Origin of the sequence: Paraferrimonas sedimenticola (assembly GCF_002282855.1) — a bacterium.
Classification (GTDB): Bacteria; Pseudomonadota; Gammaproteobacteria; order Enterobacterales; family Shewanellaceae; genus Paraferrimonas; species Paraferrimonas sedimenticola.
Map to the genome: position 1 here is coordinate 209,533 of NZ_NRIR01000001.1, position 17,988 is coordinate 227,520.

15 protein-coding genes are annotated in these 17,988 nt (G+C 46.6%); 1 reads left to right on the top strand and 14 read right to left on the bottom strand.

Features of this window, described 5'->3' with window-relative positions; all coding sequences use genetic code 11:
* Positions 1-20 precede the first annotated feature (20 nt).
* From CLC93_RS00940 to wecA (CLC93_RS00975), 8 genes are all read right to left on the bottom strand, one after another.
* Entirely contained in the window at positions 21-1,172 is a 1,152-nt protein-coding gene (locus tag CLC93_RS00940; RefSeq protein WP_095504065.1) for a glycosyltransferase family protein, read from the bottom strand.
* A gap of 21 nt (positions 1,173-1,193) precedes the next feature.
* Positions 1,194-2,303 (bottom strand): DegT/DnrJ/EryC1/StrS family aminotransferase, encoded by a 1,110-nt coding sequence (locus CLC93_RS00945; RefSeq protein ID WP_095504066.1) that lies wholly within the window; start codon positions 2,301-2,303, stop codon positions 1,194-1,196.
* A gap of 1 nt (position 2,304) precedes the next feature.
* The gene (locus tag CLC93_RS00950; RefSeq protein WP_095504067.1) at positions 2,305-2,913 is read right to left on the bottom strand and encodes an acyltransferase; all 609 of its coding nucleotides are present in this window, start codon (positions 2,911-2,913) and stop codon (positions 2,305-2,307) included.
* A complete protein-coding gene (locus CLC93_RS00955) occupies positions 2,910-3,968 on the bottom strand; it encodes a Gfo/Idh/MocA family protein (RefSeq protein WP_095504068.1) in 1,059 nt (352 codons plus the stop codon). The genes CLC93_RS00950 and CLC93_RS00955 overlap by 4 nt, the downstream gene beginning before the upstream one ends.
* 25 nt (positions 3,969-3,993) lie before the next feature.
* Positions 3,994-4,905: a Wzz/FepE/Etk N-terminal domain-containing protein gene (locus tag CLC93_RS00960; protein ID WP_169902743.1), complete on the bottom strand. Its 912-nt coding sequence runs from the start codon at positions 4,903-4,905 to the stop codon at positions 3,994-3,996.
* Between the two features lie 29 nt (positions 4,906-4,934).
* The gene (locus CLC93_RS00965) at positions 4,935-7,694 is read right to left on the bottom strand and encodes an SLBB domain-containing protein (protein WP_095504521.1); all 2,760 of its coding nucleotides are present in this window, start codon (positions 7,692-7,694) and stop codon (positions 4,935-4,937) included.
* Between the two features lie 361 nt (positions 7,695-8,055).
* Entirely contained in the window at positions 8,056-8,853 is a 798-nt protein-coding gene (locus tag CLC93_RS00970) for a hypothetical protein (RefSeq protein WP_095504070.1), read from the bottom strand.
* Between the two features lie 240 nt (positions 8,854-9,093).
* The gene (gene wecA, locus CLC93_RS00975) at positions 9,094-10,251 is read right to left on the bottom strand and encodes a UDP-N-acetylglucosamine--undecaprenyl-phosphate N-acetylglucosaminephosphotransferase (protein WP_095504071.1); all 1,158 of its coding nucleotides are present in this window, start codon (positions 10,249-10,251) and stop codon (positions 9,094-9,096) included.
* Positions 10,252-10,740: 489 nt separating this feature from the next.
* Between wecA (CLC93_RS00975) and CLC93_RS17570 the strand changes: the two genes are divergently transcribed.
* A complete protein-coding gene (locus CLC93_RS17570; protein WP_141237321.1) occupies positions 10,741-11,343 on the top strand; it encodes a hypothetical protein in 603 nt (200 codons plus the stop codon).
* A gap of 74 nt (positions 11,344-11,417) precedes the next feature.
* Here CLC93_RS17570 and wecA (CLC93_RS00985) read toward each other — a convergent pair whose 3' ends face one another.
* The 6 genes from wecA (CLC93_RS00985) to CLC93_RS01010 all read right to left on the bottom strand — a co-directional run bounded on the left by wecA (CLC93_RS00985) (position 11,418) and on the right by CLC93_RS01010 (position 17,987).
* Positions 11,418-12,533, bottom strand: a complete 1,116-nt coding sequence (wecA, locus tag CLC93_RS00985) for a UDP-N-acetylglucosamine--undecaprenyl-phosphate N-acetylglucosaminephosphotransferase (protein ID WP_095504073.1) — start codon at positions 12,531-12,533, stop codon at positions 11,418-11,420.
* Positions 12,534-12,572: 39 nt separating this feature from the next.
* Positions 12,573-13,454, bottom strand: coding sequence for a UTP--glucose-1-phosphate uridylyltransferase GalU (galU, locus tag CLC93_RS00990; RefSeq protein ID WP_095504074.1), 882 nt, complete (start codon positions 13,452-13,454; stop codon positions 12,573-12,575).
* Between the two features lie 293 nt (positions 13,455-13,747).
* The gene (locus CLC93_RS00995; protein ID WP_095504075.1) at positions 13,748-14,953 is read right to left on the bottom strand and encodes a glycosyltransferase family 4 protein; all 1,206 of its coding nucleotides are present in this window, start codon (positions 14,951-14,953) and stop codon (positions 13,748-13,750) included.
* Entirely contained in the window at positions 14,953-16,083 is a 1,131-nt protein-coding gene (wecB, locus tag CLC93_RS01000; RefSeq protein WP_095504076.1) for a non-hydrolyzing UDP-N-acetylglucosamine 2-epimerase, read from the bottom strand. Before wecB ends, CLC93_RS00995 begins: the two co-directional genes overlap by 1 nt.
* The gene (locus tag CLC93_RS01005) at positions 16,076-16,948 is read right to left on the bottom strand and encodes a dTDP-4-dehydrorhamnose reductase family protein (RefSeq protein ID WP_095504077.1); all 873 of its coding nucleotides are present in this window, start codon (positions 16,946-16,948) and stop codon (positions 16,076-16,078) included. The genes wecB and CLC93_RS01005 overlap by 8 nt, the downstream gene beginning before the upstream one ends.
* A 1-nt stretch (position 16,949) precedes the next feature.
* Positions 16,950-17,987 (bottom strand): nucleoside-diphosphate sugar epimerase/dehydratase, encoded by a 1,038-nt coding sequence (locus tag CLC93_RS01010; RefSeq protein ID WP_095504078.1) that lies wholly within the window; start codon positions 17,985-17,987, stop codon positions 16,950-16,952.
* Position 17,988: the final 1 nt, after the last annotated feature.

Genomic DNA, 17,988 nt, shown 5'->3' on the forward strand with positions numbered 1-17,988 from the left:
CGAAGACTACCCCTACACTTTTAAAGCGCTTCAACAAAGCGAACAAATCGTTCTTGCTCCCTTGGCCAAGTGATATCACTGTAGATCTGGTATGCCTTTTCTACCTTCTGACTCACTTCCTCCGGATGAGCCGCGATGTATCGAACCAACTGCTCGAGCTCGTCATCATTGTCAAAGTAAAAAACGCATTCATCGTCGAAGTAATCTTCAATCGCGGCGGTTCTTGGGCAAATCACAGGGATTCGAAAGCTGATGTACTCAAGCATCTTGACCGGTAAAAGCAAATCGGTAAGGTCGTCCTTATGATTCAGCACGAGGCCAATATCAGCCTGTGCCAAATGTGGCCCGATACTTTCAGGATTAAACGCCCCGTGAAAATCACAGTGCTGAGCAACGTTTTGCTCGGTAGCCTGCTGTTGGACTTCAGCATACCAAGGTCCCTGGCCATGAACCTCTAGACGGAACTGGCTCGAGTTACTTCCTTGATTGAGTAAAGACAGCGTTGGCAAAATCCGCTCTAAACCATAACGCCGATGAATATTTCCGTGATGGAATAACCGAACGTACTGTTGTTCTAATTCAACGGATTCAACCTGCGGTAGGACTTTGGGATCAGGTGTATTGTGAAGTACAAAAAACTCGCAATTATTCCTGTCACCTAGCAGTTTGGCAATTGGCAGATTGGCCGTCATAGAGGCATGGGCAAACTTGTTGCTCATCCATTCTTCTGCGAACAAAAAACGCTTTAACCACTTTGATTTGATGCCAAAAATGTTTACGTACAGCTCAGGCATCGAATCGTGCATATCGAGCAATACTCGAGCACCACGCAATCTGGGTATCAAGCCACAAAACACCAAAAAGTTAGGCATATTATGCGCTTCGAACACGCGATATTTGTGCTTGAATGCTAGGCGCGAACACTTAGCGAAAGCGCCAAAAAAGAAACTCAAATACTCCCAAATGTAATCGAGCTTGCCACGGCTTTCGGAGCGTTTAACGTCGCATCGATAGATCGAAACCTCTTCGAATACTTCGTTTTGTGGTTCATGCCCCTTGTTGAGACAAACCACATCGACGTCGTATCCGGCACGAATCAAGGCCTGCGCTTCCCTGCGAACACGAGTATCTTCTTTGTAGTACGAATGCACTACCATGAGCACACGTTTCATCAACAACTTCTCCGAGGTGCTCTAGGCCTGACCGTTCTCAAAAAACGACCTAACAGCCACCACAACTCTCTCTACGTCGTCATTGGTCATGTGCTCGCCAATCGGCAAACTCAATAATTGAGTATCCATCTGGCACGCCTTAAAGCCCGAAGTATCTTGCGTTAGATAGTCATAGGCTTGAAGCTTGGGAAGCGCGATTGGGTAATGAATACCACTAGCAACGCCGCTATCTGTTAGGTGCTGCTTCAGCGCATCGCGCTGCTCAGTGCGTACCACAAACAAATGATAGGCTTGGCGAGCCCATTCTTGTCGAGTTGGTAACACAAGTGAAGTGATGTCAGACAGCTGCGCAAGATAGGTATCAGCAATAGCGATTCGTTGCTGAACCGCTTTTTCTAGGTGCTTGAGTTTCACCCCAAGTACTGCAGCTTGCAAAGTATCCATGCGTGAATTACGACCTTCGAATTCATGGTCGTATTTGCTCAAACGTCCGTGGTTAGCGATCATGCGCACGCGCTCGGCTATCGACTTATCATTGGTCAATACCGCGCCCGCATCACCCCAAGCGCCTAAGTTTTTACCTGGATAAAAACTAAAGGTACCAACGTCTCCAATCGCGCCGATACGTCGACCTTTGTATTCCGTGCCGTGGGCTTGAGCGCAGTCTTCTACAATTTTGAGTCCGTGTTGATTAGCTAGCGCCAAAACACCATCCATGTCAGCTGGATGGCCATACAAATGGACAACCACAATGGCAGCGGTTTTGTCGGTAATCTGGGCAGCAATGCTATCAAGATCAATACCCATGTCTTGGTCATTACAGTCGCAGAATACAACTTTGTGTCCAGCGCGAGTTACAGCCTCGCTGCTGGCAACAAAACTATTTGCTGGAACAATGATCTCGCTGTTTGCTGGCAAATCAAGCGCTTCAATGGCAATTTCCAAAGCATCGGTACCGTTGGCAACCCCAACGCAGTGTTCCGCTTGCTGATATTCCGCGAAGGCTTGCTCAAACTCTTTGATTTCGCTACCGCCAATAAATGCAGAGCGCTTTACCACGGACTGCACTGCTTCCCACAGTTCGTCGCCCATGCCTGTGTGTACTTTGTCTAGATCTAAAAAACGTACCATATTAATAATCCACTTCTCCTACGACTTTCGCTGGATTACCGACAACAATCTTCTTAGCTTCAACCGGTTTGCTTACTAAGCTTCCGGCGCCTATCAATGCGCGCTCACCAATGTCTACACCCGGCAACACGGTTGAGTTAGCTCCGATACGGGCATTCTCTCCAACAGTCGGGCCGATAAGGTTTTGTTTAGCGGATTCTGATTGAGGGTATTTAGCGTTAGTCAAAACCACATTGGGACCTATCCAACAATGGGCTTTAAGCACGCAAAACTCAGGCACAAAAGCCTGACTGTGTATTCGGACTCCGTCTTCAATAGTGACGCTGTGCTCCACAACAGAGCCAGTGCCAACACTGACGTTGTCACCTATTGTGTTGTTCTCTCGAATGTTGGCGCGGTTTCCGGTCTGAAACCCGCGCCCAATTTGATTGCCCGCGTAAATAATCGTGTGAGCTCGAATCACAGAGTTATCGCCGATTCGAGTCACTGGCACCTGGTCTCCAGCCTTCAACGCAGACGCCGAAGGCGTTCCAATAATGCAGTAGTCTTCGATAATTACATTTTCACCCAACTCTACGTTTGGGTGAACAATCGCGGTTTTGGCAATCATACGCCGCCCAATTTGCAACGCTTAGGTTTAAAGCGCAGGAACACTTCTTCGCCGGTTTCAATGGATTCGTAAATCGCCGAAATCAACTCCAAGCTCTTACGGCCTTGTAAACCATCAACCAAAGCAGCAGAGCCCTGATTAATGGATTCAACCACGTGCTCGTAGTACGCCTGGTGCCCAAAGCCATATACGTTTGGCGGGTTAACCGAGAACTCGCTTAGCACTTGGTCATCGCCTTCTTGAGGCTCAAGGAAATTCCAGGTCTTCATTTCATTGACAGCAAAACCGCCAACTTCAACAGTTCCTGTTGCGCCAAGCACCGACAAAGAGCCTTCGAGATCTTTTGGACGAGCAGCAGTAGTCGCCTCAATAACACCCAAAGCGCCATTGGTAAATTTTACGGTTACTACCGCAGTATCTTCGGTTTCGATATCGACAAGTGCGGTAGTGCTTCGAGCAAATACCGATTCGATGTCACCCATCATCCACTCTAACAAGTCGATGTGATGACTCGCTTGGTTGGTCAGAACACCGCCGTCCTGAGCCCAAGTGCCGCGCCAATCGTCTAAATCATAGTAACCCTGGTCACGACACCAACGAACTCGAACTGTACCCAGTACAAGCTTGCCAAAGCGGCCTTGCTCTAGGCTTTGACGCAACTTTTGAACTGGTACATTGAAACGGTTCTGCTTAACAATAAACAGTCGGCAACCATGGGTGTCACAAGCACTGATCATGCGATCCGCGTCGTCTAGCGTCAGAGCCATTGGCTTCTCAACAATGATGTCTTTTCCGTAAGGCGCCAAATCAATGGTGTTCTGTGCATGCATACCTGAAGGTGTCAGCACAACAACAACGTCAATTTGCTCGCTCTTCATCATTTGATGCAAGTCTTGGTAATAATTAACCGAGAACTTTTCAGCGATCGCTTGGGCTCTCTCAACCTTCACATCGCAAACCGCGACTAACTTTGCGCCTTCAATTATGCCGTTCCCTAGCAACTCAGAGTGGCGCTTAGCAATACGACCACACCCTACCAATGCAAAATTCAACATCTATCCTGACCTCGAATACAAAAAATTAGGACTGTTCTTTTGACGGCATACGAAACAATGCCATCCAGATAAGTCCAATAAATAATCCAATCAAACTACCGGCTATACAGATGACAGCGCGCATAGGCTTTACTTTTCGCTCGCTTACCACTGGGGCGTCTACCACCCGAAACACGTACTCATCGCGAGCTTCGGCGAGTACTAGCGTTTTGTAATGTTCTTCGACCATCTGAAACAGTACTGAGCGTACTTCGGCTACATTGGTCTTTTCGATCTGCTCATTGAGAAAAGCGATACTTTTGTTAGCTTCCTTAATGTCACGCAGCTTCAAATAGTCGTTTAATTCACTAACTAACAATTGAACCCAACGTTGAGCAACGATAGGAGATACATGATCAATCCCAATGCGAACAAAACCCGAATTCAGATCTTTGTTAATACGCAGCACTTCCAAGAATTCTTTGTGGGATTCTTGCAAGGTAGGGATGGTCTGCTGAGGCCAGCTAACATCCCTCACCCATTCGCTAGAACTCGCGTCATACAAAGAATCGTCAAAGTCTAATTGGTCACTATGAGGCTGCCATCTGGGTTCAGCGAGCAATGCCGGACGCATGTCCTCTTTATCCATAACTCGCGCAAAGAATTGGCGGGATTTCAGAATTTCTAACGCTTGCTCCGATTTGTCAGCTCCATCCCCAAGTGCACCGAGCCCTGCCATCGATGCCAACCCGCCAAATTGAGAAGCTAGTGCCCCTAGTCCTGAATTTTGTTGGCTCTCGGTTGGGAGTAATAGCGCTTCTGAGCGATATACGTTGGGTAGCCAAAGGGCGATAGCCAAAGCTATCGCCGAAAACCCGGTAATGAACCCTGCTAGGGCAAGTTTGTTTTTCCACGCTTGCTTCAAAAAGTCGTTCAAGCTAAAGACTTGTGTTGTCACGTCCAACTGTCCTTTGTTCTTAGTGCTTGCTACAACCGAGCAATTGTCGCCAACGCTACTGCGCTGTTGTAAATAATGGTGGTTACCTGAGTCCACAAAGTCATGTTGTCTTTGTAGGCGGTATCCAGCGGCATAATAATGGTGTCACCGGCCTGAAGCTCTTGGGACTGATTGCCAAACCAGAACGAGCGCTTGGGCAAGAACACCTCGCCATTGGCGCGAATCACGTACAAACGCTTCTCGTCGGCGCGCTCTTTAGGTCCACCGGAGCGCAGCAAGTAATCTTCAACAGACAAACCTGGGGTGTATCTATGAGTGGTTGCGTGCTGAACTTCGCCCATTACCGCAATGGTCTCTTGAGTTGTCGGCACATACAGAACATCACCGTTCTCAAGTTGTAAGTTGGCACTCTCCAATCCACCGGAAATCGCATCAACATCAACAACCAAACGACCCACGGCTTCAAGGTTTTCGAGCTCTTCGATCATGCTCTGAGCATCGGCAAAACTAACCCAGTTGCCTTCTTGAGATACACCTCGAGTTGCTACGTCACGTCGCAGTTGATCCGCAAGCTTTGAGATTTCTAACTGTTCTTGTTTGCGAACCGACTCGCGCACGAACACCGCGCCAGGTAGGTAACTAAAGCGGGTAAAGCCACCAGCGCGCTCAATCACGTCTTTAAGGGTTTCGCCGCGGTTAATGTTGTAAACCCCAGGGAACTTAACTTCACCGCGAATTTCTACCGTGCTGGTTTGCTGCCAGTCAGGCACGGTCAATACGGATAACTTGTCGCGACTCTTTAGCTGAATATTGTGTTGCTCGTCGCCAATCATGGCCAAGGTCAAATCTAGGCCTTGGTGAGAGATCGACGAACCCTCAGAATTGTCATTCAGTCGAGTTAACTCAGAGCGAACCACGTAAGCACTTTCTTCCAGGCCGCCTGCGGCTACCAACAAATCGGAGACTTTAGAGTTTACCGCCAGCGGATAGACGCCTTCGTGTTTTACCTGGCCAGTAATAGCGACCAACTGAACCGGCTGACCATGGCGAGACTGGCTTTGAATTTTTGCCAGAACAGGAAATAACAACTCTTTTCGGCTAAGGTTGCCCGATAGTGCAATCAGCTCTTCATCGTTAAACAGGTTAAACAGCATTTTGCTAACCTGATTTTTCAACAAGTCGGCTTCGTCCTGCTGAGCTTGCTCTTCGTCCGATAGGCTCACACCGCCCAATTCGCGACGTTCGGTAAGGCGATTCTCTTGCAACTCGTTAAAGCCAACATTAAACATGTCAGAGGTAAGTAATGGATTACTGCTTATAGCCTCGTGCTCGTCCAAGCGGAATTGAACCAATTTGTTCAACTCGTTGCGCGCGAGCGTGGCGTCTGAGTAGTTAAACACCATTAACTTATCGCGGGCACGAAGCTCGATATTAGAGACTGAATTTGGCTTAGTGATCGCATCGCCCAAGTTCACTTGGTGAACTTCAATATCGCCACGGTCGTTAATTTGACGCAGAACAATCGCGTAATCCAAATCGGCTGATACCGCTAAGTCGTCCCAAAGCGACGGGATAATGCCGTTAACTCTAAGCCCTGGATACCACTGATAGTGACCAGGACGGGTGACAGCCCCCACAAGAGTAATGGCGTTGTCGTAGCGGCTTGAAGCCGACTGAACTCGAATCACGTCACCGTCTCTTGCAAGCTGGCGCTTGGCTGTATCAGAGGTGAAGTCAACGCTGATAACGCTTTTCAAACTGCCCGGGTTGTATCGCTCGACGCTAGAAGACTTTGGATAGGCGCCAGCAGTTAATCCACCGGCAACGGCAATGGCATCGGCAAAGGTCTCTTTGCCTTTTAATTCGTAAATCGCTGGGCGACGCACTTCACCGCCAACCGACACCAACTTACCGACCGGCGGAATAAAGACCACATCACCCGAGTGCAGCCTGGCATCGTTAGAGGCGTCTCCACGCACCAACAAGTCATACAAATCAAACTCGGTTACTAATTGGCCGCGGCGCTTGAGTTGAATGTTACGAAGCGAGCCGATGTCATTAATGCCGCCGGCGACAAATAACGCCTGTGTTATGGTCGACAGAGATGACACGGTATAGGCGCCTGGTTTATTGGCATCACCGGCAATAAAGATACGAATCGACTTGAGCTCACCTAGGGTGACTAACGCTTCAACGCCAATGATTTGCTGCTTAACGCGTTTAGCGATGACAGCACGGGCTTCGGTGAAGCTAAGCCCGGCAACCGAAATTGGCCCTAGCTGTGGAAATACCACCTGGCCTTCGCGGTTAACCTGCAGGCTGTACTCTTGGTTATCTTTACCGTACATCTGAACCTCGACCACATCGCCTGGACCCAGTACATAATCTGTGGGCACCGGAATGTCGCCTGGCGTTAGCATGGCTGAGTTGGCTTGCTCAAATAGGTCATAACCAAAACGTTTTAAGGTTTTGTCTTCAATCGCTTTTTCTTTTTCTTGCAGCTCTTCGAGACGGCGAACCAGCTCATAGCTTGGCAACGCATTTAGGTCTTCTTCTTCCTCAACCATAGGCATTGGCTGAGACAATTGAGACTGATTATCTATGCTTTGATTTGTGCTTGAACCACCGCCTTGCATCATCTGTTGCAAAGTTCTGGGATCAATGCCGTATTGGCGAGCGAGTTGTTGTTGTTGAGCCGGTGGCAGCTGCTTGAACTGCTCTAGCATTTGAGGAGAGATATTCATTTGGGCGCTTGCAAAACCACTAGACGCAAGTACGAAAAAGCCCATGGCAACCGAGCGAATGCCGGCTATCCAACGATTGTTTTTTATTGTCAGCACGCTGAAACCCTTAGGGAAAAACTTCCTGTCCCTGTATTAACACCTGCAACAGGCACTACCCTGCCGCTTCCGTGGCGCTCAATTAATTATTACGACCATCTTACAATTAGATTGAAGCCGAGTTTACCGTGATGCACTTCATGTCACAAGTGAACTTGTGAGGATTTTGGTGTGACACAGCTCGCTGTCATTCTTTTCTTTTGGAAAGTGGACATGGTTAGCTGCGCCATCGGATAACGCAACTTACTGTATAAGCTAAACGCATTGGAATTTTCACACTCTGTTGCGCTTTGAAGAACCGCAATTAGGTTTATTTCAGCAAACTAAGAGCTTGATCACAGATACACTGGATGACATCGCGGTCTTGCCAATAGGCCATGTGGCTTAGTGGACTCCAGCCGTTGGTGACTCCGCCTACGTGAGTGGGATAATCCTCTACCCACTTAAAACTTGGCCCCAACTGCCTCACCGGCCACCCCAGCACATCATCCGGATCGTACAGATTCAGCCAACGCATCGCCTCATTCGGTCGAGTAAAACACTCCCGACGCTCAAGCCCACTAACAAACAACGGAATGTTACACCCAAGGGTCACCATCGATGCCAAACTGCGTAAACGAACAAACTCACAAGCCTTGTCATCCAAAACCCCAACCGCTTTGCACAACGCCTCATCATGGGTCAAATCCCAACAGTAGTTACTAAACACCTGACACCCCAGCGAGTGCGCCACCACAATCACAGGCTTGGCTTCACCACCCAAAGCATCATAGGCCGCTAGTAAACTCTGGCTAATGCGCTGTTGAACCGCATCATATTGCCCCCGGTTGCGATGGGCGCTGTACTCTAATGACGCTGCATCACCCAACGAGTACAACAAAAACTGACGTAAAGCCTCGAAATCTAACCGATTAGTCGGCTCAGCCTTCATCGCCTCCCACAAAGTCTGCTGTGGACCTTGCAATAAATCAGCGTAATAGATGGGATGAAAGTAGACCTGCTCCCAAGCCAAGCCCAATCGCTCTGCCAAGGCGTGTTCTAGATCTTTGGAATAGTCACGGGTCTGATTGCCCATGCCATGTAAGGTTAAAATAGCAATCTGTTTCATAACACCTCCTTGTGTCATGTTGTAGCAAAGTAGTTAGCCAGTAGCCGTTACCACAGTGATAATCAGTGCAAGTCTTTACTGACTGCGCTGAGCTTATTAAAAAGCAAAAGCCAATTTAAGACGCTACCAAACTCGGATGGGATTTTCGACCTTTGCGCGTGCCCCGGATTCTGTGTGTCTAAAACGAAAAAGGATGCCGTTAAGGCATCCTCTCATTTTTTGTCGATTGGTAAACCAAGCCTAGGCCGCTTTATCCAAATTAGGTTTTACACCAGTTGCCGGCGCTTCAAACTCATGAGTCTTAGCCAAAGGCTTAACCAAGCCCAATTTGCGAAAGACAACTAATATGCGCCAAATGTGCGACAGGCTGAAATTGTAAAAGGCAAAGATCCCCAAGAAGACCAACAGCATAACCCCTTGCGGCACACCACTGACTTCCATGGTGACACCAATCCCAGTAATCACAAACGAGCCCAGAGTCATTAACGCCAAGGTTTGACGAGAATCAAAACCGGCACGCATAAAGATGTGGTGCAAATGGTCGCGATCGGGCCTTAGCGGCGACTGCCCCTTACGCACTCGGCGCAGCATAATACCAACCATGTCCATTACCGGCATAGCCACAAAGAACAACGCCAACACCGGAGAGAAAGCAGCACTTCCACCTTGGGTACCACGCGCCAACAACCAAATAAGACTAAAGCCAATGAACATGCTGCCCGCATCACCCATAAACACGCGGCGATGGTTACCTAACAGTTCCAAGTTAAACATCAAGTAAGGGAGTAGCACAGCAACGAACAATAAGCAGAACCAAAACAGAAAATGACCGCCTAGCGCGAACATAAAGCCAAGGCCAAGAAAAGCACTAACTGCCATACCACCAATTAGTCCATCGATACCATCGACCATGTTGTAAGCGTTAATCGCGAATACCACAGCAAGCAGAGTAAATAGGTAGCCAAAGCCCCCCATGGACACGCTGCCAAAACTGAACGCACCAAAATCGAGTAAAGCACCTAGCTCAATGATTACCGCACCGGAGCCGAACATCATTACTACGGCTGCCAAAGCTTGTGCACCGAGCCGAGCTCGCACACTTAAGTCGAGCTTGTCATCAATGGCGCCAATTAATACTAGTAGGCCCGAACTGCCATAAAATAGCGCGGCATTGTACCAAGGGAATTCTGCGATATAAGTGAGCGCGAGACCACCGACTAAAACGCCAGTGAATACCGCCAATCCACCAACCAGTGGCACGGCACCGGCGTGATGCTTACGATGATCTGGCTTGTCGACCAAGCCGATAGAGAGAGCCAACTTGCGCAAGGCTGTTAGCGTAAGAAAAGAACCCAAAAAACTGCACAGCAATATTGCTGCGATTAGTGCCGTATCCATGGTGCCCACCCATCTTCCATAACGGTTTTCAACAATCCTGCTTTAGCACTTGAGACGGCTCACGCGGTTGCGTGACTCAAAGAAAGCATCGGAGAGTATACGCCTCAAATGAAAATTGGCAAAATTTTGACAGGTGAAAATGACAAAAAAGTGACAGACATAGAAGCATTAACGATAGCCGAAGGCTACCATTTGCGCTTAAGAGGTAGTGGGTTTACAGATTGGTTAATGAGCTACAAATAGATAATAATCCGCTGTTCGCAGGGAGAGCTTTTTTAGAACTCAAACAGGCTAGATTTAATCCTCATCATCCGCTGCCCCCATCTGACCACAGCCCTTGCCAACGTTTTTTTTAATAACGCCTGTCGTACAAACGAAAAACACCCGATCTCGCGGCACTTTTAATCCGGCTTAAACGTGGCGTTTCACTATAAAAAGGCTTAGCATGCTCACGTAATTCACGTTTTACTCAAGGTAACTAAAAACAGAATGAAAAAAGCTTGTTTGTATCTACCCGCTCTGCTGTTGCTCAGTGCCTGCTCCAATCCAAAATCCAACTCTACACCCACTCCACCAGAGCCACCGACACAGCCTGGCCCTGAAGTTGATCGAAATGGATTTCCAAAAGGCTGCGCCAATGACCATTGGTACGAAACTATTGGTCACTCAACAACCATTGATTATCGATTTTGGTCTCACTCCCTTCCGCCTGTATACGATCGTGACGGCAATCCAGCCTTTGGCAGAAATATGTGCGATACGACTTTTTTCTCGGCAAATGTAGGTAGGGATAATGACGAGCCTTCCTTCTACCAAGGGGTAGAAACTGGCAAGGCTTTTTACGGTGGAGAAGCGGTTGAAACCGATTTAAGATGGGCTGTAACGGTAATGTCTACCGGGCATTGGTTACGAGTATTCGATGTGCAAAGAAGTCTTATTTTCTCAGTAACCAAACTGAATAATGGCAAGTATGATGGCAACCGCTCACCCAGTGAATACATTCCATCTTTGGACATGACGATAGATGAAGTTTGGGAGAAGTATTATCGCTCTCCTGATTATGTCAAAAAATTATTGGATTCCTCGCTTTAGCCTGAGCAGCACAAAATCCACAAACGAAAAAAGCAGCTAGATAGCTGCTTTATTTGTATCAACGAAATTGCATCTTAGTTGTTCTGACGAACCTCAGCATTTGGCTTAACCAACCCAAGCTTGTGAAACCACACCAGCAATTTCCAAATATGGTTCAACACCCAAACATACAAAGCGAACATAGCCAAGAACACCAGCAGCATAATCGACTCGGCCACACCCGCCATTTCCATCGCCAAACCCATACCAACAATGCTAAGCGAGCAAGTGGTAATCAAAGCCAAGGTCTGCCAGGAGTTAAAACCGGCACGCAAACATATATGATGCAGGTGATCCCGATCAGGACGAAACGGCGACTGCCCCTTACGCACACGGCGGATCATAATCCCCACCATATCCATAATCGGAATAGCTACCAGGTACAAAGCCATTACCGGACGAAACGCAGCGTCCTCTCCCTGGCTGCCAGTAGACAACATCCAAATCACCGCAAAGCCGATGAACATGCTCCCCGCATCACCCATAAAGATTTTACGGCGATTGCCAAACAGCTGCAGGTTAAACATAAGGTAAGGAAGCAGTACTGCTACAAACAACACACATACAGCGCTTTCCCAAAGGTCGACCGAGTAATACAAAATACCCAAGCCTAAGAAGGCGCTGACCGCCATTCCACCAATGAGACCGTCAATGCCATCAACCATGTTAAAGGCATTAATAGCGAAGATAACCGCAAGAATGGTGAACACATAGCCAAACCAGCCTAGGCTGATACTACCAATCTCAAGTCCCGCGATATCCAATAAAGCGCCAAGCTCGAATATGCCATAACCCGCACCAAGCATCATGATCAGTGCTGCAATGGTCTGGCAGACAATACGAATTCGAACGCCTAAGTCACGCTTGTCATCAATTGCACCTACCACTACTAAAATCGTTGAAGCGGTGAGAAATAGATACACATCGTGCATGCCAAAATCGGCAACATGGGCAAGCCCAAGCCCACCGATGACAATACCGACGAACACAGCAATACCACCAACCAAAGGAACAGCGCCCTGGTGGTGTTTACGATGATCTGGCTTGTCGACAAGACCAACGCGCTGCGCGAACTTACGCAGCAAAGTAATAGCCATTAGCGAGCCTATAAAGCTCGCCAAAATGACGGCTAAAGGAGTGAATTCAAACATTGTGTCTCACTTAGAAACGGAGATTTGAAGGGGTGCTTTCTAGCGGTTCAGTTGAGATAAGAATCGATTAAAGTCAGTGCCAAGTTCGGAGTGACGCAAGCCATAAAGCACATTGGCCTGCAGGTATCCTTGTTTGCTGCCGCAATCATGAGAACAGCCCTTAAGCCCATAGGCTTCTACTTGCTCTTCTTCCATGAGCATGGCAATAGCGTCAGTCAGCTGAATTTCATCACCTGCACCAAGTGGTGTTACGACAAGCTTTTCCCAAATTTTGGCTGACAACACGTAACGACCGACAACCGCCTGATTCGAAGGTGCATTCTCAACCGAAGGCTTTTCAACCAATTGAGATATGGCAGAACTTTGGCCAGGGTTAAGTTCAACGCCGTTGATATCAGCAATTCCGTATTTATCTACTTCGGTATCAGGCACAGCTTCTACCATGATTTGCGAATGACCAATTGATTGATAGCGCTTAACCATTTCAGCCAAATTATCTTTGGCAAGATCTGATTCATACTCGTCAATCAGCACATCAGGCAACACAACCGCAACAGGCTCATCGCCAACCATTGGGTAAGCACAATGAATCGCGTGGCCAAGGCCCATTGCTGAACCTTGACGCACATGCATAATGGTTACGCCTTTGGGACATATGCTTTGCACCTCATCTAATAGCTGACGCTTTACTCGATTTTCAAGCGTCGATTCAAGCTCGTAAGAGGTGTCAAAGTGATTTTCGATGGCATTTTTTGATGCATGAGTGACCAATACAATTTCAGTAACACCCGCTGCAGCGCATTCGTTAACGATGTACTGAATTAGAGGTTTATCGACGATTGGCAACATCTCTTTCGGAATTGCTTTGGTAGCAGGCAGCATGCGAGTGCCTAAGCCAGCTACAGGAATAATTGCTTTCATATAACAAACTCTTCATGAATCACTACAAATGATAAGTCGGAAACAGACTGTCCTTACCACAACTTCACTATCTGTTAGATGTTTAGCTTGGGTAAATCTCGGAGATTTTCCAGCCACGACTATAGAAATCTTTATTCACGCATTCAAAGAGCTCAGCCACTTTGAAAATATCCACACAACGCACTAGGGCGGGAGTTCTCGCTAAATTGAACTTTTAGTCTGAATTATGAAAGAGTATGCGTGAAATTAACCGGAGCTTTCCAAAATTAGAAGGACTTAGATACTAAAAAGCCCTATGTTTTCTCTGTTGTACTTAAATTGGACTCTATGCTTTTAGCAATGCTCTCCACTGAAAACTCAGTTTCAAGTAGATTATAGGCAGAGTAGCCAGTGGCTTTTCGCGCAGACGAATTCAACAGCCGAATCGCATTCTCGAATAACAGGTCATCTTCCCCATTGATTGTAATAAAGCCGGCCTCATTGCTGTTCACTATATCTAACAAATCATTTCCAGAGTTAACACTGCCTAGAATCGGTAGAGACTGAACCATATATCCTAGAAGCTTGCCGGGAAAGTTGTGCGCGGTATGATTTGCAGCTAACGAGAAAAGCCCAACATCCATTTCTGCTAGGATCTCTTTAAATTCTTCCTGACTAACTGATGGTAAATAAGAAAAGTTTGTCAGCTCCCAATTTGATGCTAACCGATTTATCAAATCAACTTCATCACCTTGCCCTACGAAAAGAAAGTGTGCATCGCCATGTGGTTGCATTGCTTTGGCTAGGCGCATTAGGTTGCTCATATCTTGTGCATGACCTATGTTACCGCCATAAAAGAAAACAACTTTACTCTCAAGGCCTAACTCTCTTTTGTATCTCCCCTTCTCTCGGCTTTTATGAGGTTCGAGAGAGGCCCAATTGCGCAATACTTCAGTGGGATACCGGGCATCTGTCATTCGATCAAACAATTCCAGATTCTTTTCAGACATTAGGCCGATCGTATCAGCTTGCTTGTAAGAGAGTGCTTCGAAGAACCGAAAGTAACGCTCAATGACAGACCCTTCTTTCACCATTCCCGCGTCGATAACCCATTGAGGAAAAAGATCTCTCAAAATCAGGTATGAAGGACATTTACAGCGACTCTTAAGTTTTTTTACTAAATTCCCGAAGAATATCGAGGGTGAATAGTAAATTACACCATCAAAGGTATCTGCTGAAACCTGGGAAGAAATTGCGCCCCATGCTCTACTAGATAATAATGTTTCGTTTATAGCCCTTCTGACTTTTCCAACATCCTTGATAGCACCGCTCGAAAAGCGCCAAACAGTCACTCCATCATACTCTGAAACCACTAGTTGGGACTTTTGCCCTACATCAGGAGTAATAATAGTTACTTGATGCCCCATCAATAAAAACTGCTTAGCTAATTCGTGGAACATTTTGGCTGCCACACGAGTACTGTGTGGCAAGTAGTCATCAATAATCAACGCCAACCGCATTACTGCTTCTTCCAAACAACGCGATTTACATAGTCCGTGTAGCTTAGGATGGTGCGAAGCACCTTGTCAGATACGTTAGGCGCAATATAGTCAGCGACTTTATTCAACAAGCGCTGTTGTGCCCTTGGTTGGTCATCCAAAATTTCGATCGCTTGCAGAATGCGCTCTACGCTCATCCCGGTGAACATTACCGCGCCTTCTTCAAAACCTTCTGGTCGTTCTTGTGCTTCACGAATATTGATTGCCGGGAAGTTTAAAATTGAAGACTCTTCGGTAATCGTGCCGCTGTCACTAAGAACAACTTTCGCCTCTTTCTGCAGACGAATGTAGTCACTAAAACCCAAAGGTTTCATCAAACGCACTAGAGGGTGGAACTCTAGGTTCAGTAACTCAATTTTCTTTCTTGTCCGAGGGTGTGTCGAAACAATAATCGGCAGGTTATATTTCTCAGCAATCGTATTTAGCGCCAACACATAGTTGTTGATATTGCGCTCAGAATCGACATTCTCTTCGCGGTGCACACTGACTAAAAAGTAGCCTTCGCTGATGAGCTCTAGACGTTCTAACACATCAGACTGTGCGATTTTTTCTTTGTAGTGATTTAAGACCTCATCCATCGGGCTACCGGTTTTAACAATCAAGTCAGGACTGATCCCTTCGCGTAACAGGTAGTCTCGAGCGATATCACTGTAAGGCATATTCACATCAGAGATATGATCGACGATCTTTCGGTTAATTTCTTCGGGAACACGTAAATCGAAACAGCGATTACCAGCTTCCATATGGAAGATTGGAATCTTTTTGCGTTTAGCCGAAATCGCAGCAAGGGCGCTATTGGTATCACCCAAAATCAGTACCGCTTCTGGTTTAATCTCTTCAAAAAGCTTGTCTGACTTACTAATCACCTGGGCCATGGTCTCAGCGGCAGTGCCGCCGGCGCACTCTAGAAAAACGTCTGGAGCGCGGATCCCTAAATCATCGAAGAAGATTTGATTCAGTTCGTAGTCATAATTTTGGCCAGTATGAACTAAGTGATGCTCAGTGTACTGGTCTAGCTTAGCTATCGTGCGCGAAAGGCGGATAATCTCGGGGCGAGTGCCAACCACGGTTACCACTTTTAATTTAGTCATTGCTATATCTCTTGCTGTAATCGCTGTGCATGAATGCTACCAATTCATCCCAACTTGGTGGTACGAATCCGGTTTCTTCGCGGAACTTTGTTGAATCGAGAGAGCGATCAATTGCGAAGTCTTGAAATTTCTCAATCTCAATCCGCTTGTTGTAGACATCGGCAACTCTTGAAAGCAGAGAGTACTTATCAATAGGCTGCACAGATAATTGATACAAGCCCGAAAGCGACGGATTATTCAGTACATGTTCGACAAGAACTTTTGCAACGTAAGCTGTTGGTAGTCCAGAGAAGACTGCCTTCGAGAAACCTCTTACAGAGCCTTCCTGACTCAAAAACCAATCAACTAAGCTCACCGAAGACTTCAGCTCATGACCGATAATCGAGGTGCGCAAAGTAACGTGTTTACCATAGTCAACTTCGCCCAGGCACTTGGATTTTCCGTAAAGATCTGTTGCTGTTGGCAAATCCGACTCAACGTAATTTCCCACTTTGCCATCAAAGACACAGTCTGTAGAAAAATGAACGAGACGAGCATCAATGGTATCGCAAAGTTGCGCAATTTTATGGGGAAGCAGAGCGTTGATCTCTACCGCGTCAACGTGTTGCTTAGAGACATCATGCTGTTTAATCAAACCAATGCAGTTGATTACCGCGTCAGGTTTCACCTCTAACACTGTGCGTTCTAAGGTCTCGAAATCTTTCACATCAACGTTGGCTATCAATTTATCCGTTGACGAAAAAAACTTATCTAAGCCTTTTAATGTACGAACAGTGCCATAAACCTCTAGATTTGGGACTTCAGAAAGGTTTGAGAAGATACTGTAACCCAGCATCCCTGTCGCTCCGATAACAAGAACTCTCACGTTACACACCTTCCGGAACAATCATATTGCCAGCTTCAATTTCGCGAATGAAATCAAGCTTTCTCAGCAATTGCTTCATGCCTTCAACGTCAAGGCGTTCGGTGTTGTGGGAGTTATAATCTTCTACTTTGGAAAGATCTTTTTCGCCCTCATCGAAATACTTAGAGTAATTTAGGTCTCGATTGTCAGCGGGTATACGATAGTAATCACCTTGGTCTTGAGCGACAAACATTTCCTCTCGGCTACACAGCGCTTCATATTGCTTTTCGCCATGGCGAGTGCCTATGATGTTAACATTATGTCCTCCCTCATCGAGAAGTTCTAATAGCGCCTTAACTAGTACATCAATAGTTGCTGCAGGTGCCTTTTGAACGAATATGTCCCCATTACTGCCATTTTCAAAAGCATGCAGTACTAAATCAACAGCGTCATCCAATGTCATCATAAAACGTGTCATATTTGGATCTGTAATACTAATTGGATCACCGTTCACTACTTGACGTATAAACAAAGGAATTACGGAACCGCGAGATGCCATAACGTTTCCGTAACGAGTACAACAGATAGTAGTGTTTGTGTGCTCTAGGTTTCGGCTCTTAGCAACGATTACCTTCTCCATCATAGCTTTTGAAATACCCATCGCATTGATCGGATAAACGGCCTTGTCAGTGCTCAAACATACAACGCGTTCTACGCCGTGATTAATAGCTGCTTCTAGTACATTTTCAGTGCCAATAACATTGGTTTTAACAGCCTCTAACGGATAAAACTCGCAAGATGGAACTTGTTTCAAAGCTGCTGCGTGATATATATAATCGACGCCACGCATTGCGTTCGAAACACTTTGATAGTCTCGTACATCTCCAATGTAGAATTTCAACTTATCCGACTGAAAATGCTTGCGCATATCATCTTGTTTCTTCTCATCTCGGGAAAAAATCCGAATTTCCTTTATGTCTGTATTCAGGAAACGACGTAATACTGCATTTCCAAAAGAGCCGGTACCGCCAGTAATGAGCAGAACTTTATCTTTAAACATA